We start from the raw sequence: 22,338 nt of genomic DNA, 5'->3' as shown, positions 1-22,338 counted from the left end.
CCAAACATATCAAGCCCCAAATCCGATAATTGTTGTAAAAACAATTAAATCACCGGTTTCAGAGCGCTTTCACAGAAATTGTTTCACCTGCCATTTTTTTGCGCAGGGTACGCTTGGTACGGTCAATAACATCACCCGCTAACTGACCACAAGCAGCATCAATATCATCACCACGGGTTTTACGCACAATAGTGGTGAAGCCGTACTCCATCAATACTTTGGAGAAGCGGTCAACGCGGCTGTTGGAACTGCGGCCATAAGGTGCGCCCGGGAAGGGGTTCCATGGGATCAGGTTGATTTTGCACGGCGTATCTTTTAACAATTCCGCCAGTTCATGCGCATCATCGGTGCTGTCGTTGACGTGATCCAACATCACATACTCGATGGTGACACGGCCCTGATTGGCGTTTGATTTGCCAATATAGCGGTGCACAGCATCAAGGAAGGTAGCGATATTGTACTTTTTGTTAATTGGCACGATTTCATCGCGCACTTTGTCGTTCGGGGCGTGCAGTGAAATCGCCAGCGCGACATCAATCATATCGCCCAGCTTGTCGAGCGCTGGCACAACGCCAGAGGTCGACAGAGTCACACGGCGCTTGGAAAGACCAAAACCAAAGTCATCCAGCATGATTTCCATCGCCGGAACGACGTTGTTCAGGTTCAGCAGCGGCTCGCCCATGCCCATCATCACCACGTTAGTGATTGGACGCTGACCGGTAACGCGTGCAGCACCGATAATTTTCGCGGCGCGCCATACCTGACCAATAATTTCCGAAACGCGCAGATTGCGGTTAAAGCCCTGCTGCGCGGTGGAACAGAATTTACACTCAAGTGCACAACCTACCTGCGATGAGACGCAGAGTGTGGCGCGGTCTTTCTCCGGAATGTAGACAGTCTCTACCAGCTGGTCGCCAACGCGGATCGCCCATTTAATGGTGCCGTCGGTTGAACGCATCTCTTCAGCCACTTCAGGTGCACGGATTTCGGTCAGCTCTTTCAGCTTGCCGCGCAGCACTTTGTTGATATCGGTCATCTGATCGAAATCATCGCTGCAGTAATGATAAATCCACTTCATGACCTGATCAGCGCGGAAAGGCTTCTCACCAATGGAAAGGAAGAATTCGCGCATTTGCTGACGGTTAAGATCCAGCAGATTGATTTTTTGTTTCTGGCTGACAACTACAGGAGTTTCGGACGACGGCGTCACAATAAGTTCTGACATAATATTCTCTCGCCTCGTTATTACACGTTATGGCGTTGGGGGATGAATGATTAAAAAAAGAAGCGCCCCCGCTGAGCATGCTCATCAGGGGCGCATTATTGTACAAACATCTTTAACGGGATGCCAACTTACGGCAGCATGCGAACACATTAATTTTGTAAACGCAGCTTACCTGTTAACTTTCCCGACACGAATTAACGTGTACGCGGGCACACTTCGCCTTCGCCAAAGAAGAACGCGATTTCACGGGCAGCAGATTCAGCAGAATCAGAGCCGTGGGTTGCGTTTTCGGTGAAGCTGTCAGCGTAGTCTGCACGCAGGGTACCAGCCAGTGCGTTTGCCGGGTTGGTTGCACCCATCAGATCACGGTGACGCTGAACGGCGTTTTCACCTTCCAGAACGGAAACCACGATTGGACCTGAAGTCATAAACTCAACCAGGCCATCAAAGAAAGGCTTACCAGCGTGTTCTGCGTAGAAGCCCTGCGCCTGCTCAGTGGTCAGGTGCAGCATTTTTGCAGCAACAATTTTAAAGCCAGCGCTTTCGAAACGGTTGTAAATAGCACCAATTACGTTTTTTGCCACCGCATTAGGTTTAACGATGGAAAAAGTACGTTCTGTTGTCATGTTGACCTCTGTATTAACTGCCAAATTAAGCCGGATTTTCCCCTTCATCCTTCAGACGCCGTTTAAACGGTTATATTCTGAATGCTTTCGGGTAGTAAATTTGGGTTCCGGCCCGAGAAAATGGCGCAGATTATAGGGGCGCGTTCGGCGGTTGCCTATCGAAGATTCAACAATTCATTAAAAAAACATGATCTCCGTCGCGACATCCCCTTCATATCTGCTTATCAGGGTCGAAAATTAATCACTCTACGCTAAAAGCAGCGCTCGCCACTTGTCCATCCTCATCCAGCACGGTTACCTGATAGTCACCGGGCTTTTCAAAAGGTAATGCCAGTGATGACATATCACGCTGACTTTCCAGCGGATTGCCATTAATAAACCACCAGCGCTGACTTCCTTGCCCGCCCTGCACACTGGCCGTTACCGTCAGTAAAGGCTGGCCCGGTAAACGATGCAGAATCTGCCCATCACGCACGCCGGTTAACAGCAGAGGGGCCGCATTACCCTGGCTCAATGGCGGGCACTGCGCATCAACTGGCGGTAACCGGCTGGCGCGTCGCTCGCCCTGCGGCAACCACGGCTCAAGCGGCAATGGCCACAGAGTGACGATCTGCGCCCGCGCGCCGCTACAATCTGCCGCGACGCGTTTGCCTTGCGCATTTAGCCACACCGGCTGCTGAATGCCGGTTAAACTCTCCTGCCCTGGTGCCAGCAGTGTTGGCGGCACGGTTTGGTCGACGATCCAGCTTTGACGCCGCTGACGGCAATTCGTATCGCCAGCGGGCAACGTTTGCCCCCCCGGCCAGCAGATCGATGTCACGCCAACTGATTGCGGGCGGGGATCGCTCGGCAATACCGTGCCACGAAAGCCCGGTGACGACATCAACAGGTTACTGACCTGATTCATTACCGGTATCGCGCTGGCGTTACCATATTGTCCGGCAACTGGCGTGCCGTCCGGACGCCCTACCCATACGCCAATCAGGTAGCGTGCATTCAGACCAATTGCCCAGGCGTCGCGGTAACCATAGCTGGTACCGGTTTTCCACGCCAGCGGCACCACCGCAGGCAGCTGACCGTCGGGCTGTGGCTGCGCCTCACCCGCCAGAATGCGCCGGATGACCCACGCCGCACCGGGTGACATCAAAGCACGCTGCTCCAGTTGCTGTTCTGGCAGAAAGCGCAGTTGCGCCACGTTCCCGTGACGCGCAAAAGCACTGTAAGCGGCGACAATCTCATCCATACGCGCGCCCGTTCCGCCCAGAACCAGCGAAAGATTAGGCTCCACCGCCGCCGGAAAACGTAACCGCAGACCAACATTGCGCAGCGCCGCCGTAAGGCGCTTTGGCCCGTATGCATCAAGCAACTGCACCGCAGGAAGATTAAGCGATCGGGAAAGTGCTTCGCTGGCGCTGACCGGGCCGTGAAATCCAGTGTCAAAATTACCTGGCCGATAATCACCAAAACGTCGCGGTACATCCTGCAACAGTGATTCTGCATGGATTAAGCCATCGTCAATTGCCAGCCCATAGACGAATGGTTTCAGTACCGATCCCGGTGAACGTATGCTGCTAATCATATCGACATGACCAAAACGGCTGTCATCATTAAGATCGATCGAACCAAGATAGGCGCGCACTTTCATATTGCGGTGATCGACTACCATCACCGCCATCGACGTGCGCGGTGGAAGCTGATTTTTCCAGCCTTGTGCCATCGCTTCCAGCTGACGCTGCATCGAGGCATCAATCGTGGAGGTAACTTTTTGCCGGGGTGACAGAGCAATCAGCCGCCTTGCCAATAAGGGTGCCAGCTCCGGCATCTGTCGAGGTGCCAGCCACACCGGTTCGGCAAAGATCTCTTCGACCTGAGGTAATGACCAGACCTGGTAATCGATCATGCGCTGTAGCACTTTATTACGCGCTGCCTGCGCACGCAGCGGCCAGCGGTCGGGGCGTAAACGGCTTGGCGCTTGTGGCAACACCGCCATCAGCGCCGCCTCACTGCGCGTCATCGCGGAAGGTGGCTTACCGAGCCACGTCCAGCTGGCGGCACCTATGCCTTCAATGGTACCGCCGAAAGGCGCACGGTTAAGATAGATCGTCAAAATCTCGCGCTTCGACAGATGCCACTCCAGCTGGAAGGCGCGCCACACCTGATGCATTTTACCGGCAAAGGTGCGCGGTTGCGGATCGATCAGCCGCGCTACCTGCATCGTCAGGGTGCTACCGCCGGAGATAATTTCACCACCGATTATGTCCTGCCAGGCCGCGCGAATTATAGCCAGCGGATTGACGCCTGGATGGTGCCAGAACCAACGATCTTCGTAAGTCAGCAGCGCCTGGAGATAGTACGGCGACACATCATCGACGGTAACCGGATAGCGCCAGATGCCGTTACGATCGGCAAAGCGCCACAGCGGCGTGCCATCTTCAGCCACCACCACGCGCGCAGGCTCTGGCTGCTGCAATGGCAGCGGAAATAGCCTGTCGCCAATTAACAACAGCATAAAGAGCGCCAGCAATATCAGCAACGCATGCAGCAGAGCGAAACCACGCCTCATTATCAATGCGCCCGACACGGTGCCGGACGCCGGACCTTATTGCACATTCAGCCGCTCAGGAGTGGCACCCAGCGCGCGCCATTGCGGTACATACATCGATTCTACCTGCGGCGCAGGCACCTGATAGCTACCGGGGGTTACGGCGCGAGCCAGATACAGCAAGGTCAGTGGCCGATAGCCATCTACATCTACTGCTGCAATAAAGCGATCGTCACGGAACTCAAGGTGCTTAATGTTGGCCTGCTGCATATCATTCACCCGCTCCTGAACCTCCGTAGCGCTCTCGCCAAGACTGGCGCTGCTGTCTCCCAGGTTCTGGTTTTCCAGCTCCAGTCCGGCAGGCAGCAAATCAACTACCAGCGCGTCCGGCACCCGCTGCTGCGCTGAAACCTTCAGCACCACCAGCACCAGCTCACCACTTTTCAGGCTGGCGAGTGATTTCTCTTTACCATCCAGCCCTAAATAGCTCCGGCTGATTTGCAAATTATTACTGTACGGAGCAGGCATACTCTGCGGATAGCCCACGGCATCCAGCCGGGTGTAGAGATTACTGCTGCCCTGGTTGCTGACTTCAATACCCGCGGTGAGCTGGGCTGCTGTCAGCGTTTTGTTCAGCGTTTCACTGCCACTTAATGCAGGAGATTGCCCGTTGAGACTGGCCTGCCAGTTTACGCCCGCCTGCTCCTGCAGCGTTCTGCCCGCAAGGAACAACGCGTTATTTTCCTGGGTTGATAGCCAGCGCTTACCATTAAGCTGCTGCGAGAGTTTTAACAGTAACTTACCCTGCTCATCTGGCAGTAGCTGGTTTTCTGCCAGCAGACTGAGGATCAGCGCATTGTCGCGCAGTTCACTGCCATAATCCTCCAGCCAGATATTATTAGCCGGACGCGGATGATTAATGCCCTCAGCGATCAGCTCGGTGCCACGTGGCGCATCGCCCATCAGTTTAAGCGCCAGTCCCAGTTGCACCAGCGGCAGCCCGGCCCTGGCACTCTCTTTTTTATCATACAGCGCGCGCAACGCGCCTAACGGTGCTTTTTGCTGACGCGCCAGCACCAGTGCCGCATAGGCCTGTACGCTGAAACGCGTTGCCGCCGGATCGTTGCTGTAATAGACCTCAATTTGATTGGCATCCTGCAAGTAGCGCAGCAGTCGTTGACTGGCGCGGTCCAGTAACGGTTTCGGAACGCTGTAGCCCTGTTCGCTGGCTCGAATCAGAAAATCAGTGACATAAGCCGTTAGCCAAAACTCTTCCGGGTTGTCTTTGCTCCACAAGCCAAAACTGCCGTTGTAGCGCTGCATCCCAGCCAGCCGGTCAATGCCGGTGTCGATCGACTCACGTCGCACCTTGTCACTGCTACCCTTAATTCCCAACGCCACCAGCTGTGCGTGATTAGTAAACAGTGATGGATAAAGACCGCTGGCAGTTTGTTCAAGACAACCGTACGGATAGGCATAAAGTTCTCGAATATAACGGGCAATATTCAGTGGTGGCCGGCTGCCGATGGCCAGTTGCCCTTGCAGAGTGGCAGGAGCCAGTCCGCTAAGCGCCTCGGCTGGCACGCTCCACGCTTCGCCAGCCCGCACCACAGACTCGAAATTACGCGTCTCTGCCGGCCAGGCCGGGCGTACGCCAATTTTCCAGCTGTAATGGCTCGGGTTAACTTTTTCTCCCGGCAAGTTGATACCGGTAATATCAACTGCCAGTTCACCATCACCAAAACCAGTCAGGGCACTTACCGGTACAAACAGCGTGGTGCGTTCCCCAGCTTTAAGCGAAACACTCTGATTTTCTGCGCCATCAAGCTTCACCAGGCCCTGCGCCATCAGGCGCAAGTTTAGCGTTTGCGCCGTACCAGACAGGTTAGAGATATCCAGCGCCAGACGTGCACTGTCGCCTCCGGCCATAAAGCGCGGTGTCGCCAGTTCAGTCACCAGCGGCGCGGCAACCACAACCTTCTGCTCTCCCTGACCAAACTCCGCATCGCTCCAGGCCTGCGCCATCAAACGCAGCTCGCCGTTAAACTCAGGAATTTGCAGTTCAATACTGCCTTCACCATTGGCGTCGAGCGTTATCGGTTGCGCCTGTTGTGCCACAATATTGACGTGCGTCACCGGTTTTTTACCGCCGCGCGCCAGCGGATCGCCCTCATCACCATCACCACCGAAACGCAGCGTAGCTTGCCGCCCCTGCCCTTCAATCAGCTGGCCATAGACATCATATTGATCGGCGTTATAGCGCTTACGTCCAAAGAAACCGTTGAACGGATCGGGAGTTTTGTAATCGGTAATACTCAGTACACCGCTGTCTACCGCTGACAGCAGCAGATGGATATCTCTGGGCAGTTCACCTCCCTGACGCGCGGCTTTAACTTTCACCGTCAGGGTCTGATTTGGACGAATCTTTTGCGGCGCATCAAGGGTTAAAGCCAGTTTACGGTTATCATCAGCCAGCGGCAGATGCAATAGTCCCACTGCACGTTTTGGCGTAGTGCCTTTCTCTTTCTCGCCAGGACGAATAACTAATGCGCTGAGGTAAAGATCGTGTCGACGCCACTGCGGGTTAATCGGCACATCAACATTAATGCCTCCCGCTGGCACATCAATCTCCTGCCACCAGAGCGGACCATTACTGGACTCAAGCATCAGATAGCCTTTCCCTGCTGCCGGTGCTTCGATATGCACACTGGCTTTTTCACCCGGAAGATAGGCGGGTTTATCCAGTTTGAGTTTGACCTGATCGGGACGCAGTGCGCCGCTGCCATCAGTGTTGTCCTGCCAGCTGTACCCTGCCCAGAAGCGCAGGCTGGTTAGTGTTTTTTCATCGGCAGTCCGCACTTCAATACGGTATGAGCCCCAGTCAACCGGGAACTCAACGCGCGCGGTGCCATCCGCTGCCAGTGAAACCTGCTGCTGCTCCTCTTGCAAATCCTTCTGTTCATAGCGTGATTGCCAGCCCTCGCCATCAGAGAAGCTCCAGAAATAGTCGCGGCGCTCACGAATCAGGCGCACATCAAGGTTCTGCGCGGCCAGTTTCTGACCGCGAGCATTGGCCAGCACAATATCAAAGGCCGCCGTGCTGCCCTCTTCAACCATTGGCTGGCTGCGATAACTGTCGCTGCGGTAGTCGTAGACATCCTGATTACCAAACAGCGGACGAATACCCGGCAATGCCTCGGCCGGCCAGATTGACTGCGTGCTACGCCGCGTAACCGGACGACCTCCGGTTTCCAGCAGGCTGGCCTGCAAAATTAAATTAATCGGCGAATGCACATCTTTCCAGCCTGACTCCACGGCCACCACGGTGTCGCCCCCGGCATCCAGCGTCAGATCGATTTCATCCAGGCTACGCTTCAGCCCCTCTTCAGTAATATCACCAAACTGATAACCCGGCAGTGCAGCAACGGCCTCGCGATTGGGCCGTAAAAACAGCTGGCCCTGCAGACGGTTGCCCGCCGCCGGTGCACCATACAGGTAGCGGTCATTAACCTGGAAAGTGACGTCATCAGCGGGCAGCAGTGGGCGCTCATCAGCTTTCAGCGACAGCGCCATACGCTCCGGCAAGAAATCTTCAACATTAAAGCGCCAGCTGCGTGGACGATCGTCGCCGGTATTTACCCGCAGCGTCCAGCTGCCGGTCGCAGCGGACTCAGGCAAACTGAAGCGGTACTGATACAGGCCATTTTCCGGTTGCCACACCAGCGTGCGCGCCACCTCACCATCGGGTTTGACCACTTCGAGCCTGACCGGCTGTGCAGGCAGAGGCTGACCATCGGCATCTCGCAGCAGTGCATTCACAATCACCGTTTCACCAGGCCGGTATAGATCGCGCGGGCCAAACATAAACAGTTGCTTGTCATAGCCTTCCGGACCGGCCACGGCAAATTCGGCCAAATCAAGTGCTGGTCGGTTAAGATCCAGTAGCGTGGTTTGATTATCGTTGGTCGCCAAAAGCAAAGCCGCTTTGGCCGAACGTTTTAACTGCGCATGCCCCTGCTTATCGCTTTGCACCTGCTGGAGTGTTTGCCCTTTTTCATCGAGCATGGTCAGCGTAATGCCCGACAGTGCTGCGCCATTCTCCAGGCTCTGACTGAAGACATCCATTTGCGTTGGGAACAGATGCAGTGATACACCGATATCACTGAGGGTAAACAACGTCGCGGCATTGCTGTAATTATAAGAGCCGGCTTTTTTCATTACCGCCAGATAGACACCCGGCTGCCGGAATGCTTCGATATCGCTTAGCGGCAGTAGCAGTTTTTCACGGGTATTGCGCGCCGGATTGAGGTCAAATCGTCCGCTGTACACCAGATCGGCCTTATTCAGCAGCTCTTCAGACTGCCAGCTTTGTAAGCTGTTACCGTACTCCCAGGCAGAGAGAAATGAAGGTAAAGAGGCGGATTTAATGCGGAAAAAATCGACATCGACGCTGTTAACATTCAGTGCCAGTACCGGGAGTCCCTGAGTAACGCGCGTCGGTAGCAGTGAACCTCGGCTGGCAAAACCGACCATTGGTTGCACGTCGCGAGTGGTAATTTCCTGCTCAAAGGCACTATCCAGCGCGGCACCGTTGGCGGCTTTTAATCCGCTATCTACGGTGGCGATCAGTTTACGGTTTGGTTCGAGATGACGAAAACGCAGCTCTTTACGGTTGGCGGAAAGCTCCCAGCCGCCGTCAATTGCACCATTTTTACTGTCAATCAGATGCAAGCGATCGGCGAAGTTCTGTTTATCATCCAGTGCCACGGAAAAAGTTGCCACCAGCGCGCTGGCACCTTCCAGCTGCACTTCTGACAGGTCCACCACCGTCAGCGGCTTTCCTTTGTCACGTTCCGCTTGCGCTGCACGTTGCGCATCCGTCAGCTCCACTTTTTGCTGTGCTGTCGTACTTTGCGATGAGGCGTTTTTTTCTGCCGCCGTAGCAACAGGCGTTTTTGTCTCCGCATCATCACATCCTGTCAGCAGCGCCAGCGCCAATAACGCAGCTAAACCCGCACCGTTCCTCAACCCGTTCATACTGTCTCCATGGCCTGATAAGCCTGCGAAATGAGAACGATAGTATGGCGGGAAATCAGCCAAAACGACCAGGTAAATTTATCAATTTGCGAGGGATTACGCAGAGGAGTGTTGATTCGCTACGCGCGGTGCAGCTTTTTACGAGCTGGCTCGTAAATTTCATTTAAGATCATTCGCATAATCTAAATTGTCTTGTGGAGTCAGGATAGATCGTCGACACTCAGACTAAGCTTTTCTTCAACACAGAACCCTAACGAGGCCGCTATGACAACCTCCTTCTTTGTTACCGCCGACTGGCTTGCCGAACACCAGAGTGAAAATGAGGTGCAGGTCATCGATGCGCGTATGCTTCCTCCTGGTCAGGAGCTGGTACGTGATATCACCGCCGAATATCTGGCCGGCCATTTGCCCGATGCCGTATTCTTTAATATCGAGGCACTTTCCGACCATACCAGCCCTTATCCGCATATGATGCCGCGTGCCGAAAGCTTTGCCGTAGCAATGCGTGAACTGGGGATCAACGGCGATAAGCATCTGGTGGTCTACGACGAAGGCAATTTGTTTTCCGCACCGCGTGCGTGGTGGATGCTGCGTGCTTTTGGCGTCACGCAGGTGTCGATTCTGGCTGGCGGTTTACAGGGCTGGAAAGCGGCTGGATTACCGATTGAAAGCGGAGAAGTCTCACTGCCGGAAGGTGAGTTCGACGCGCAATATGATAACGATTTAGTCCGTCGGGTTACCGATGTGCTGTTGATCAGTCATGAAGGTACCGCGCAGATTATTGATGCACGCGCAGCAAATCGCTTTAACGGTGAAGTCGATGAACCGCGTCCCGGGCTGCACCGCGGCCATATTCCGGGCAGTCTGAACGTGCCATGGAATGAGCTGGTGAGAGATGGTCAATTGAAGCCGGCAGCGGAACTGGACGCTATTTTCCAGCGGCACGGTGTTGACCTGAAAAAGCCGATTGTTGCCAGCTGTGGTTCCGGCGTGACTGCGGTGGTGGTGATTCTGGCACTGACCACGCTGGGTGTGGCAAACGTCAAACTGTATGACGGCTCCTGGGGAGAATGGGGCAGCCGTGATGATTTACCGATTAAGAAAAATGTCTGAATAAACCGGCCGGGGCTAACCCGGCCAGTTCGCCAGTAGCACTAGTTGGCGTTTTTAAATTCGCGCAAGAAGCTGCCCCAACGGCGTTCGTAAAACGGCGTGATATGCGCGGTAAAGAAATGGCTGATGCCTTTCTCACCGTCAACCACCTCGCAGATATCGACCGGTTCGTCTTCGAGCATGGTATCCGTTGCCACACTGCCGGCGGCGCGAATAATCGCGTCTATATTGCTGTCTGCTTCGATGCCAATCAACAGATTAGGTGCTTCTTCTGCCGACTCTTTAATCTGCGCAACATAAGCACGGCGAACCTGCTTATGTTTAGCAAACAGTTGAGTCAGTGAGTCGATAACCTGCGCTGGCGGCTCTGCGATTTCTGACAACAGCAGCGGCGTGCCGCCTTCCAGCACCGTTTGCTGGCTCAGGGCATCGCCACCTTCACCGATCAGTCTGGCAATTTCACTTGGGGAAAACTCTTTTCCTGTCGGTAATTTTGGATTCAGGAACAGAGTTTCACCCAGCGTCATTTCAAACAGGTTGCGCACCGGCATGATCAGGTAAGCCTGCTCATCTTTAACCGCCTGCTGCAATGCTTCGACAGAAGTGAAAAAAGGTATGATGCTGGCACCATCCTCTTTTTCCCAGTGCTGGAGATCAACGGCTGAGCTGGCATCCGGCTGCTCTGATTCACTTTCACCGGGTACCCATACGCTGGCACTCATTAACAGCTCAAAAAATTCAGGACGATGCGCCGCCTCAGTGGCTGCCAGTTTCAGCACCTCTTCCAGACGGTTATTCGATTGATTCATGGTGATATTCCGCGGCAAACATTTGTCCGGGCTGCATCAACGCCGCCCGGTGACAAACCAGCCGGTTCGCTCCGGCTGGTTGACCATTATTTTAATAACAGGTTAGCGATGGTGCGCACGCCTAAGCCGGTTGCGCCAGCAGACCATTGATCCACCGCTCCTTTGCGATAGGTCGCGGAGCAGTCAATATGCAGCCAGCCTTTCTGATAGTTTTTCACAAAGTATGACAGGAAAGCAGCAGCAGAGCTGGCACCCGCGGCATGAGCCGGACTGGCAATATTGTTCAGATCGGCAAAATTTGACGGCAGATGGCTGCGATGGAACTCAGCCAGCGGCAGACGCCAGAATGGTTCATTCTCACTGGCCGCGCTTTCCATCAACTGTTGCGCCAGCTGATCGTCAAAGCTGAATAAAGCGTGATAGTCGTTGCCCAGCGCCGTTTTCGCTGCGCCGGTCAGCGTCGCTGCATCGATTAACAGTTCAGGATTCTGTTCGCTGGCATCAATCAGGCCATCCGCCAGTACCAGACGCCCTTCGGCATCGGTATTCATCACTTCAACCGTCTTACCATTGCGGTAACGAATAATATCGCCCAGTTTGAACGCATTACCGCTGACCATATTTTCTGCACAGCAGAGATACAGTTTCACGCGCTTTTTCAGTCCACGTGAAATCGCCAGTGCCAGTGCGCCAGTTACCGTTGCGGCACCGCCCATATCAGATTTCATCGAATCCATAAAAGCGCTCTGCTTCAGGCTGTAACCACCGGTATCAAAGGTGATGCCTTTACCTACCAGGCAGGCGAATACCGGTGCGTTTTCATCACCAGTTGGGTTGTAATCCAACGCCAGCAGCGCCGGGCTGCGCTGTGAGCCGCGCCCAACGGTATGAATACCCATATACTTCTGCTCGCGCAGATCGTCGCCTTTGGTAATGCGGTAGCTTACTGCGTCACCGCCAACGTCGCTCAGCAGGTCAACCGCGCTGCGTGCCAGCGTTGACGGGCTAAGCTCTTCGGCTGGCAGGTTGATCGTATGGCGTACCCAGTCAACGATCTTCAGACGACGATCGAACTCAGCGCGATCTTTCTCGCTCAGCTGCGCCCATTCCACGCTTCGCTCGCCTTTTGGCCCACGATAGCCTTGCCAGAACGCCCAGCTTTTTTCTAAATCCCAGTCAGCGCCGCTCAGAGTGACCTGACGAATGCCCTGACCATCAATTTTGCGCGCTGCGCGCTGAATGGTCGCCAGCGGATCGTTGCCATTCAGATGAATAGTCATACCGCTGTCATTAGTGCTGAGGATCGCTTTTTCGCCCCAGCGTGCATCTGCCGCTGCCGTTGACAGTGTGATGTTCATTGCTTGTGTTGTCATCGCATGGCTCCTTGTTCTTTTATCGCTCAATAGGATATCGGTAAATTTTACAGCATCGGCAGCACCCGTGCCGCCCTGAAGATATTTATCCAACCAGACTAACAGGCTCGCTTACAGAATCTTTTCATTGGATGCTGCCGGACAAGCATCATACATCGCTTAGGAAATTTCGCGACTGTCAGTCCATTTCTTGTTATTTCCTCAGATATAAAAAGGGCCGTATCGTAAGATCGGCCCTCGATAATCTGTGATTATTTACTGATCATCAGCCTGTTATCAGGCACATTCTCAGAGAGCGGCGCGGGAGAGTTGCCTTTCCTGCCACAGCGGCGAAAGCTCGCGCAGACGAGCGATAGATTTGCTCACCAGCACGATGGTGTAATCAATCTCTTCTTCCGTAGTAAAGCGGCCAAGCGAAAAACGAATCGAACTGTGTGCCAGCTCATCATTCAGGCCGAGGGCGCGCAACACGTAGGAAGATTCCATACTGGCAGAGGTGCAGGCTGAGCCAGAAGATACCGCAAGATCTTTTAGCGCCATAATCAGCGACTCACCTTCAACGAAGTTAAAGCTGACGTTAAGGATATTAGGCGCGCCATTTTCCAGCTCACCGTTAAGGTAAACTTCCTCGATCTGGCTGATACCATTCCACAGACGATGGCGTAAACTGCGCAGACGAGCCATTTCACTGGTCATCTCTTCTTTCGCGATGCGATAGGCTTCGCCCATGCCGACGATCTGGTGCACTGGCAGCGTGCCGGAACGCATACCGCGCTCATGTCCACCACCGTGAATTTGGGCTGCCAGCCGGATGCGCGGCTTGCGACGCACGTACAGCGCGCCGATACCTTTTGGTCCGTAAATTTTATGCGCAGAGAAAGACATTAAATCGACTTTCAGCTGGTTGAGGTCGATCGGCAGTTTGCCGACGCTCTGCGTCGCATCAACGTGATACAGCACGCCACGCGCATGGCACAGTTCACCGATGGCAGCGATATCCTGAATCACACCAATTTCATTATTAACATGCATAATTGACACCAGAACGGTATCTTCACGCATTGCGGCTTCAAGCGCTTTCAGGTCAATAAGGCCGTTACGCTGTGGCGCCAGATAAGTGACCTCGAAGCCTTCACTTTCCAGCTGCTGGCAGGTATCCAGCACCGCTTTATGTTCTGTGGTGCAAGTGATGATGTGCTTGCCTTTCTGCTGGTAGAAAGACGCTGCGCCTTTAATCGCCAGGTTGTCAGACTCAGTGGCACCGGAAGTAAACACGATTTCACGGGGATCTGCGCCAACCAGCTCAGCAATCTGATTACGGGCGATATCAACCGCTTCTTCAGACTGCCAGCCATAGCGGTGAGAGCGGGAAGCCGGATTACCGAAAGTACCATCCAGAGTCAGATACTGCATCATTTTCTCGGCAACGCGCGGGTCAGCCGGGGTGGTGGCAGAGTAATCCAGATAAATCGGTAATTTCATTGCTCGTTAAGCTCCGTACTTCGCTTCAATATTAATAAATGCTGGTGTTATTTTTACCCTTGCCACGTCGAGGTGGCAAGGTGGGAATGCACACGGCGACCGGACAATCGCCGTTAAATCGGAAAGAACGAAATTAACTGGCGAGCAAACGGGTATTAACGTTAATCGTTTCCTGCAGGCGACCGTTAGGTAAACGACGGGTATCGACGCTGTCCTGACGATCGGCGACATCAAGGATTTCCTGATTGTTCACCAGCTCAGCCAGGGTGATATTATTCAGAAAATCACTGATACGCTCGCTAAGGTCACGCCACAGCACGTGAGTCAGACAGCGCTCACCACCCTGACACCCCTCTTTACCCTGACATTTGGTGGCATCAACCGACTCATCGACAGCGGTAATCACCGCGCCAACTGCGATAGCACCGGCATCTTTACCCAACAGATAACCGCCGCCCGGGCCACGAACGCTGGCAACCAGGCCATTTTTACGCAGGCGCGAGAACAGTTGCTCAAGATAGGAAAGCGAGATCCCCTGGCGTTCTGAAATATCCGCTAACGGCACCGGACCCTGATGAGAGTGCAGTGCAACGTCAAGCATGGCGGTAACGGCATAGCGGCCTTTAGATGTCAGTCTCATAGCTTTGGCAACCTCGGTTATACCCCTGTTGTTGGGGTGTTAACAAAATTTATTGAGCCAAGTCTGACATTCCCGAGTGTTTTGGTCAACTATTTAACCAAGTAAATTACTCAAGTATTATTGTCAGACTAAAACCAAGGCTGCCGCCGCTAAATTCCTTTTAAAATAATGGGGTTATTTAATACCCTTCGTTTTTTCCAGCGATGAAAGCATACCGCGCAGAATATTTAACTCGTCACGTTCAGGACGCGCACGAGTATAAAGACGGCGCATTTTGCTCATTACCTGGCCTGGATTGCCTTCACGAATAAAGCCACTGCCGACCATCAGCTGCTCCATATGCTGATAAAAACGCTCGAGGTCATCGACCAGCGGATACGGTGATTCGGCAAACTCAGCCTGCGCCACTTCCTGCGACTGGAGAAACGCCATTCGCACTTCATAAGCGATAATCTGCACCGCCATCGCCAGGTTCAGCGAGCTGTATTCCGGGTTAGCAGCGATGGCCACGTGGTAGTGACACTTCTGTAACTCTTCGTTGGTCAGACCTACGCGCTCCCGACCAAACACCAGCGCCACCGGTGCCTGCTGGCCTTCTTCGATACTTTTCAAACCGCACTCACGCGGATCGAGCATCGGCCACGGCAGCGAGCGTGAACGCGCGCTGGTACCGACCACCAGACGACAACCGGCGATTGCCTCATCAAAGGTGTCGACAATTTTGGCATCGCCAATCACATCACTGGCTCCGGCGGCGAGAGCAATCGCCTGAGAGTCAGGTTTTACAAGTGGATTAACCAGATAAAGGTTGGTCAGGCCCATGGTTTTCATCGCGCGCGCGACGGAGCCCATGTTACCGGTATGAGAGGTTTCAACCAGGACAATACGGATGTTCTGCAGCATAGATTTTAGGAGCGTCTGTGAGATAGTTGTCGAATACTAGCATAAATGCAGGACATTTTCCGAACCCCCTGCTATACTCCGCGCCGTTTTCCCCGTTCTTTAACATCCAGTGAGAGATACTGATGCATCCGATGCTCAACATCGCCGTGCGCGCTGCGCGCAAGGCCGGAAATTTGATCGCCAAGAATTATGAAACCCCGGACGCAGTTGAAGCGAGCCAGAAAGGCAGCAACGACTTCGTCACCAATGTTGACCGCGACGCTGAACGCCTGATTATCGAGGTGATTCGCAAGTCTTATCCGCAACATACCATTATCACTGAAGAGAGTGGTGAATTGCCGGGCGAAGACCAGGATGTGCAATGGGTTATCGATCCACTGGATGGCACCACCAACTTCATTAAACGTTTACCACACTTCTCTGTTTCTATCGCCGTACGCATTAAAGGCCGTACCGAAGTGGCTGTGGTTTACGATCCAATGCGTAATGAACTGTTCAGCGCAGTGCGCGGCCAGGGTACCCAGTTAAATGGCTACCGTCTGCGTGGCGGCACCGCTCGCGACCTCGATGGCACTATTCTGGCCACCGGTTTCCCGTTCAAACTGAAGCAGCACGCCACACCATTTATCAACATCGTTGGCAAACTGTTCACCCAGTGTGCAGACTTCCGTCGTACCGGTTCGGCTGCGCTGGATCTGGCTTACGTTGCGGCAGGTCGTGTTGATGGTTACTTTGAAATCGGCCTGAAGCCATGGGATTTCGCCGCGGGCGAACTGCTGGTGCGTGAAGCCGGTGGTCTGGTAACCGACTTTGTTGGCGGCCACAACTATCTCTCTTCCGGTAATATCGTTGCCGGCAATCCACGCGTAGTTAAAGCCCTGCTGGCGAATATGCGTGATGAACTGAGCGAAGCGCTGAAGCGTTAATTCGTTACGTGCGGGCCAGTAACTGCTGGCCCGCAGACTTAAAAAATTCGACGTATCCCACCAGACATCGCCGGTTGAGCGGTTTGCCATAAGATAATACCCGCGACAATTAACACCACACCGCCTGCCAGACCGAGACTTTGCAGCGCCACTTTTTGCCAGCCAGCGGTAGCCGAATGACGGCTCAATCTGATCGCCAGTGCGCGTGAGCTTTGCACCAGCAATGCCATCGTCGAGACGGTCACCGCGGTTCCCAGCGCCATTGCCACTGCCGATAACACTCCCCACAGATAGACACCGATGACCTTAGAAAACAGTAGCATCATTATTGCACCGGAACAGGGGCGCAACCCCATCGACAGCACCACTACCGCTTTAGTTTTCCAGCCCACTGCCTGCGCCAGCATCGCACTGTCAGGAACATGCTGATGGCCACAGCCGCAATTGGCATGATGAGCATGATCGGCGGCGCGGATGGCGGAGATTTTCAGCGTTGTAACCGGCGGGCGCAACAGCGACCACAGCTTGCGCAATGCCCGTAGCGACAGCCATGCACCCAGCACGATCACCATCAGGTAGCTACCTTTTTCCAGCCAGTAACTACTGAGATGAAGCTGGCGCGATGAGAGTTTCAGTACCACCAGCATCACTGTAACCAGCGCAATCGCCATGAATCCCTGCACAATGGCCGCTGCCAGCGTCAGCTGCAGGCTGGTTTTCACTTTAGTCGGATGGGTGGCTAAAAAAGTGGCGATGACCACTTTGCCATGGCCGGGGCCCGCCGCGTGCAAAATGCCATACAGCAGGCTGAATCCAATAAGCGCCAGACCAGCCTGATGAGGATTTAATGCCACCTGCTGTAGCAGTGCGGTCAATTGCTGGTGCAGAATTTTCTGCCACTGCACGCTCTGTAATAACAGCTGCGGCCACTGCTGCCATAGCCAGCCTGCGGCGATAATCAGCACCAGCACCAGCAGCAGCAATGGCCAGACGCTCAGCCAGCGCCGTCCCGTTTTACCCGGCAGCGTATTCACTGACATATCAGCGTCACCGTCTGGGCAAACTGACGGCCGAGATCCATATCTTCTGGTGGCGCATCGGCTTTATCCAGCGCCAATGCATAAGCTTTCATCGAAGCGCTGGGTTTCGGCGTTTTTAAGCTCAGCTTGCAGTGCTCCTGCCAGCCTTCAGGTAATTTCAGCGATTTTTCGTCGTCGTAAAACATATCTACAAAGTAAGTAGGATCAAAGGTCAGAAAAGTGTAGGTCTGCCCCTTCACCTTTTGCGGCTCGGCCAGCGGCAGTACAAAAGTTAACACTGCCTGATGCCCTTCACGCGTCAGATGATACTCAGTGGGCAGATTTTCAAACTTCACCGGCTTGCCGTCGTGCCAAATCTCGGTGAAATAGTGTTGGCCTAAAACATTAGCCATCACTTCCGCCGCCAGCTTCTTCCACACTTCCGAACCAGGCTTTGCATCTCCGGCATCGTACAGCAGGTCAGCGGAGGTGATTTCATCCATCTTCCACACCATCAGTAATCCATTCAGGGTATCCGGCTGTTTGCTTACCAGCGTAGTGTTGACCGAGATAAAGCTATGTGGATGTGCCCAGACAACCGGCGCAAACAACGCCATGATAATGCCCAGAGTGCGCGACAGCTTAGTGTTATAATGTAACAAAATCCAGTTCATCCGCTTTCCTGATTAAAAATTCTGTGACCCGCCTAAAACGTCTGAAGAAAAAACGGCCGTATCCCACGCGATGTAACGCTTTTTGTCTACTCTTAGCTCTGTTATGACCAACTGGAATAGCGAATGATGCGTGATGCGCCACCTTCTGCACCTCTCTTCTCCGGTTCACAGCGTCGTTGCCATCTGCTATTAGCACTTTATCTGCCTGATTCTGCGGTTACACTCGATTCACTCTGCCAGCTGAATGGCGTGGATCGGCAGCTTGCCCGGCAAGATATAGCCGAGGTTGGAGAAGAAATCCAGCGCTATCATCAGCTTGATATTCATCCTCTTCACGATGGCAGCTATCAGCTTAAGGGCGCTGAACTGGATCTCCGCCTGTGCCTGCTGCACTGGCTACGCCGTGCATTACGACAGTCACCGGCGTTTGTCGAACAGCAGTTTGCCCCGGCTATTCGCCAATGGCTGAAAACGCGGCAGATTGAAAAAGCCGTCTGTGACGAGAAAAATTTGCAGGCGCTGATACAGCACTGCGCAGGCCGACTTAACCGTTGCTTTACCGAGCGCGATCGCCAACTGTTGCAGCTTTTTATGCAGTTTTCCCTCTGCCAACAAAGCTATGCTGATTTTACCCCAAGCCAACAGCAGTGGCTGGCCAGCAAAGCTGAACGGCTGGCGGCCGAAGATGTGGTCATACACTGGCAGAAGCGCTGCCGCACCGCGCCACATCCTAATGAAATCGATTTTTATGCCTTGTTATTCAGCATCCTGCATGCGCCGACTATCGATAACATCCGGCATGAAAATGAGCGCCAGCTGATGCAGTCAGTACGGCAGTTAATTGAGCGTTTTCAGACGCTGTCCGGCAAGCAATTTGGCGATGAGCATGGGCTGAGCAGTCAGTTGTATACCCATCTGGCCCAGGCGCTCGATCGCAGCCATTTTTCTATTGGTATCGACAATACGTTGACCGAAGAGATTATCCGGCTTTATCCGCGCCTGCTGCGCACCACCTGCCGCGCCATGGCACCCTTCGAAGCTGATTATGACGTCCATTTTTCGCCACAGGAATCCGGGCTGATTGCGATTATTTTTGGTGCCTGGCTAATGCAGGAAAGCGTCATGCAGGAAAAACAGGTGTTACTGCTGACCGGTAATAATCACCAGCTTGAGCAGGAAATTGAGCAGCAACTGCGCGAACTGACGCTGTTGCCGTTGAATATCAAATATCAGGATATGCATGAATTTCAGCGCGATGGCGCGCCGAAGGAGATAACACTGGTGATCTCACCTTACGCCACCCCACTGCCGCTCTTCTCACCACCGCTAATTCATGCGGAATTGCCGCTGAGTGAAACTCAGCAGCATCGTATCCAGTCTTTACTCGAGGCCTGACGTTTTCGCGGCCACCTTCGGACGCAGAAACAGTGCCGGTAGCACCACCAGCGCCATAACCCAGAACACGCCGCCCTGCAGGTGCTGGAACAGTACACCACACATCATGGTCATCACCGCAATTCCGCCGCCCATCGCCAGCGCCGAATAGACCGCCTGCAAACGAATAACTTCACTGCCCTGCCGCGCGGCGATAAAGCGCATCGCGGCTAAATGACAAACGGTGAAGCTGCCACAGTGCAGCAGCTGCGCCACGATTAGCCACGGCAGCGCGGTGGTTGCCCCCATCACACTCCAGCGCACCAGCGCGCATACCGCCGACAGTAGCAGCAGGTCGCGCGCGCTCCAGCGGCGGAACAGCCGCCCACTGGAGGCAAAGATAATGATTTCCGCCACTACACCCAGCGACCATAAATAGCCGACGGTGCTGGCAGAGTAACCGGCCTCTTGCCAGTAAATAGCGCTGAAGCCGTAATAGGCCGCATGTGCGCCCTGTAGCAGCGTGACGCAGAGTAAAAAACGCCACACCGCATTCTCTTTCAGCATGGTCAGCCAGACTTGCCAGCCGGCATGTTCACCCTGCCGGGTTTCCCCCACCGGCATTACCGCGGGTTTAATCATCATTCCGCTGAACAGGCTGACGACGCCAATCATCAACAGCATCAGTATCGCCTGCGATGACCAGGCGCTGACCAGCACGCCGGTCAGCGCTGAACTGACGACAAACGCCAGCGATCCCCACAGCCGCACCGGCCCGTACACCAGCGAGATTTGTTGTTGCCAGGTGGCAGCCAGTGCGTCACTGAGCGGCACTAATGGCGAGAAAAACAGGTTAAAGCCTATCATCACCAGCAACAGCCAGACCCAACCAGCGCTGATCCAGAACCCCAGCACAAACAGCGCAGTTAACAGCGCCAACAGGCGCAGCGCGGTAACTAACTGAGAGGGATTTTTAACCTGAGAGGCAATAAGCAAGCTACCGACAAAACGCGCAATCATTCCGGCGCCAAGCAGTAAGCCGATTTTTTCCGCTTCAAGCCCGGTGCCTTTCAGCCAGACGGCCCAGAAAGGTAAGTAGACACCATAAGCGAAGAAATATGTGAAGTAGGCCAGACCCAGCCAGTATGCAGAACGGATTGCCATTTTCCCTCCGACAATGAGGGCATCACTTTGGCAGACAGGCATTTAATAAGCAATCAGCAAAAAAAAACGGGGCACAAAATGCCCCGTTAACTCTGTTTATTGCCAGACCGGCAGCGATTTACTCAGGCGTAAACCGGGAAGCGCGCGCAGATTTCCAGTACTTTCTGCTTAACGCGTTCGATATTGGCTTCATCGTTGATATTGTCGAGAATATCAACAATCCAGCCAGCCAGCTCACGCACTTCAGCTTCTTTGAAGCCGCGACGGGTCACGGAAGGTGAACCAATGCGGATACCGGAAGTGACAAACGGGCTTTTCGGATCGTTAGGCACGCTGTTTTTGTTAACCGTGATATTCGCGCGACCCAGCGCAGCATCCGCTTCTTTACCGGTCAGGTTTTTATCAACCAGGTCCAGCAGGAACAGATGGTTATGCGTACCGCCGGAAACCACGTTGTAGCCACGCTCCAGGAACACGTCAACCATCGCTTTGGCGTTTTTAGCAACCTGCTGCTGATAAACCTTAAACTCAGGCTCCATCGCTTCTTTCAGCGCTACCGCTTTACCGGCAATCACGTGCATCAGCGGGCCGCCCTGTCCACCAGGGAACACAGCAGAGTTCAGTTTCTTGTACAGTTCTTCGTCGCCGCCTTTCGCCAGAATCAGGCCGCCACGCGGGCCTGCCAGCGTTTTGTGGGTGGTGGTGGTAACGATATGAGCGTGAGGAATCGGGTTAGGATAGACGCCTGCCGCAATCAGACCCGCAACGTGTGCCATATCCACAAACAGATAGGCACCGATGCTGTCGGCGATTTCACGCATTTTTGCCCAGTCGCAGACGCCAGAGTAAGCAGAGAAACCACCGATGATCATTTTCGGTTTATGTTTCTGCGCCTGTGCCGCCAGCTCTTCGTAATCGATTTGGCCAGTTTCGTCGATGCCGTAAGGCACCACGTTGTACAGTTTACCGGACAGGTTAACCGGGGAACCGTGGGTCAGGTGACCACCGTGCGCCAGATTCATACCAAGAATGGTGTCGCCTGGCTGCAACAGCGCAGTGTAGACCGCGAAGTTAGCCTGCGAACCTGAGTGCGGCTGCACGTTGGCGTAATCAGCACCAAACAGCTCTTTTGCACGATCAATCGCCAGTTGCTCGACGATATCAACATACTCGCAGCCGCCGTAGTAACGTTTGCCCGGATACCCTTCGGCGTATTTGTTAGTCAGCTGTGAACCTTGCGCCTGCATAACACGCGGGCTGGTGTAGTTTTCAGAAGCAATCAGCTCAATGTGCTCTTCCTGACGCACTTTCTCTTGCTCCATCGCCTGCCACAACTCGGCATCATAATCGGCAATGTTCATATCACGCTTTAACATCCGCATCTCCTGACTCAGCTAACTTAAAAAACGGCAGTGAATGGCCCCTCAGGGC

The 22,338-nt window shown here is 54.0% G+C and carries 16 protein-coding genes; 3 read left to right on the top strand and 13 right to left on the bottom strand.

Annotated elements, in window-relative coordinates:
- Positions 1-58: 58 nt before the first annotated feature.
- From ACP3TC_RS05270 to ACP3TC_RS05255, 4 genes are all read right to left on the bottom strand, one after another.
- Complete coding sequence (locus tag ACP3TC_RS05270; RefSeq protein ID WP_313853178.1) at positions 59-1,225, bottom strand: bifunctional tRNA (adenosine(37)-C2)-methyltransferase TrmG/ribosomal RNA large subunit methyltransferase RlmN; 1,167 nt, start codon at positions 1,223-1,225, stop codon at positions 59-61.
- A gap of 194 nt (positions 1,226-1,419) precedes the next feature.
- On the bottom strand, positions 1,420-1,851 hold the full coding sequence (gene ndk, locus ACP3TC_RS05265) for a nucleoside-diphosphate kinase (RefSeq protein WP_052901254.1): 432 nt from the start codon (positions 1,849-1,851) through the stop codon (positions 1,420-1,422).
- Positions 1,852-2,092: 241 nt separating this feature from the next.
- On the bottom strand, positions 2,093-4,414 hold the full coding sequence (gene pbpC, locus ACP3TC_RS05260) for a peptidoglycan glycosyltransferase PbpC (RefSeq protein ID WP_426817700.1): 2,322 nt from the start codon (positions 4,412-4,414) through the stop codon (positions 2,093-2,095).
- Positions 4,415-4,450: 36 nt separating this feature from the next.
- Positions 4,451-9,430 carry an alpha-2-macroglobulin family protein gene (locus ACP3TC_RS05255; RefSeq protein WP_426817699.1) on the bottom strand — a complete coding sequence of 1,660 codons (4,980 nt, stop codon included), beginning with the start codon at positions 9,428-9,430 and terminating at the stop codon, positions 4,451-4,453.
- 264 nt (positions 9,431-9,694) lie between these two features.
- Here ACP3TC_RS05255 and sseA point away from each other — a divergent pair, with 264 nt between their 5' ends.
- A complete protein-coding gene (gene sseA, locus ACP3TC_RS05250; RefSeq protein ID WP_313853182.1) occupies positions 9,695-10,543 on the top strand; it encodes a 3-mercaptopyruvate sulfurtransferase in 849 nt (282 codons plus the stop codon).
- A 41-nt stretch (positions 10,544-10,584) separates the two neighbouring features.
- On the opposite strand, the gene sseB is transcribed toward sseA, so the two are convergent.
- The 5 genes from sseB to trmJ all read right to left on the bottom strand — a co-directional run bounded on the left by sseB (position 10,585) and on the right by trmJ (position 15,750).
- Positions 10,585-11,352, bottom strand: coding sequence for an enhanced serine sensitivity protein SseB (sseB, locus tag ACP3TC_RS05245; protein WP_313853184.1), 768 nt, complete (start codon positions 11,350-11,352; stop codon positions 10,585-10,587).
- A gap of 86 nt (positions 11,353-11,438) precedes the next feature.
- A complete protein-coding gene (gene pepB, locus ACP3TC_RS05240) occupies positions 11,439-12,725 on the bottom strand; it encodes an aminopeptidase PepB (RefSeq protein ID WP_313853185.1) in 1,287 nt (428 codons plus the stop codon).
- Positions 12,726-13,013: 288 nt separating this feature from the next.
- Positions 13,014-14,207: an IscS subfamily cysteine desulfurase gene (locus ACP3TC_RS05235; RefSeq protein ID WP_313853186.1), complete on the bottom strand. Its 1,194-nt coding sequence runs from the start codon at positions 14,205-14,207 to the stop codon at positions 13,014-13,016.
- Positions 14,208-14,340: 133 nt separating this feature from the next.
- Entirely contained in the window at positions 14,341-14,847 is a 507-nt protein-coding gene (gene iscR, locus ACP3TC_RS05230; protein WP_313853187.1) for a Fe-S cluster assembly transcriptional regulator IscR, read from the bottom strand.
- A gap of 174 nt (positions 14,848-15,021) precedes the next feature.
- Positions 15,022-15,750, bottom strand: a complete 729-nt coding sequence (gene trmJ, locus ACP3TC_RS05225) for a tRNA (cytosine(32)/uridine(32)-2'-O)-methyltransferase TrmJ (RefSeq protein WP_313853188.1) — start codon at positions 15,748-15,750, stop codon at positions 15,022-15,024.
- A 122-nt stretch (positions 15,751-15,872) separates the two neighbouring features.
- Between trmJ and suhB the strand changes: the two genes are divergently transcribed.
- Positions 15,873-16,676: an inositol-1-monophosphatase gene (gene suhB, locus ACP3TC_RS05220; protein WP_313853190.1), complete on the top strand. Its 804-nt coding sequence runs from the start codon at positions 15,873-15,875 to the stop codon at positions 16,674-16,676.
- Positions 16,677-16,714: 38 nt separating this feature from the next.
- Here suhB and ACP3TC_RS05215 read toward each other — a convergent pair whose 3' ends face one another.
- Positions 16,715-17,716, bottom strand: coding sequence for a nickel/cobalt transporter (locus tag ACP3TC_RS05215; RefSeq protein ID WP_426817698.1), 1,002 nt, complete (start codon positions 17,714-17,716; stop codon positions 16,715-16,717).
- Positions 17,707-18,369, bottom strand: coding sequence for a DUF1007 family protein (locus ACP3TC_RS05210; RefSeq protein ID WP_390902394.1), 663 nt, complete (start codon positions 18,367-18,369; stop codon positions 17,707-17,709). Before ACP3TC_RS05210 ends, ACP3TC_RS05215 begins: the two co-directional genes overlap by 10 nt.
- 126 nt (positions 18,370-18,495) lie before the next feature.
- Here ACP3TC_RS05210 and csiE point away from each other — a divergent pair, with 126 nt between their 5' ends.
- Complete coding sequence (gene csiE, locus ACP3TC_RS05205) at positions 18,496-19,764, top strand: stationary phase inducible protein CsiE (protein WP_313857782.1); 1,269 nt, start codon at positions 18,496-18,498, stop codon at positions 19,762-19,764.
- On the opposite strand, the gene ACP3TC_RS05200 is transcribed toward csiE, so the two are convergent.
- Both ACP3TC_RS05200 and glyA read right to left on the bottom strand, forming a co-directional pair.
- Positions 19,750-20,907: a 3-phenylpropionate MFS transporter gene (locus tag ACP3TC_RS05200; RefSeq protein WP_426817697.1), complete on the bottom strand. Its 1,158-nt coding sequence runs from the start codon at positions 20,905-20,907 to the stop codon at positions 19,750-19,752. The two genes, csiE and ACP3TC_RS05200, sit on opposite strands and share 15 nt — an antisense overlap.
- Positions 20,908-21,029: 122 nt before the next feature.
- Positions 21,030-22,283, bottom strand: coding sequence for a serine hydroxymethyltransferase (gene glyA, locus ACP3TC_RS05195; protein ID WP_313853195.1), 1,254 nt, complete (start codon positions 22,281-22,283; stop codon positions 21,030-21,032).
- Between the last annotated feature and the right edge of the window lie 55 nt (positions 22,284-22,338).

This window comes from Winslowiella sp. 2C04 (assembly GCF_050037805.1).
In the GTDB taxonomy this organism is placed as follows: Bacteria; Pseudomonadota; Gammaproteobacteria; order Enterobacterales; family Enterobacteriaceae; genus Erwinia; species Erwinia toletana_A.
Note: the sequence above shows the minus strand (reverse complement) of the source record. Positions and strands in the feature narration are given on the sequence as shown.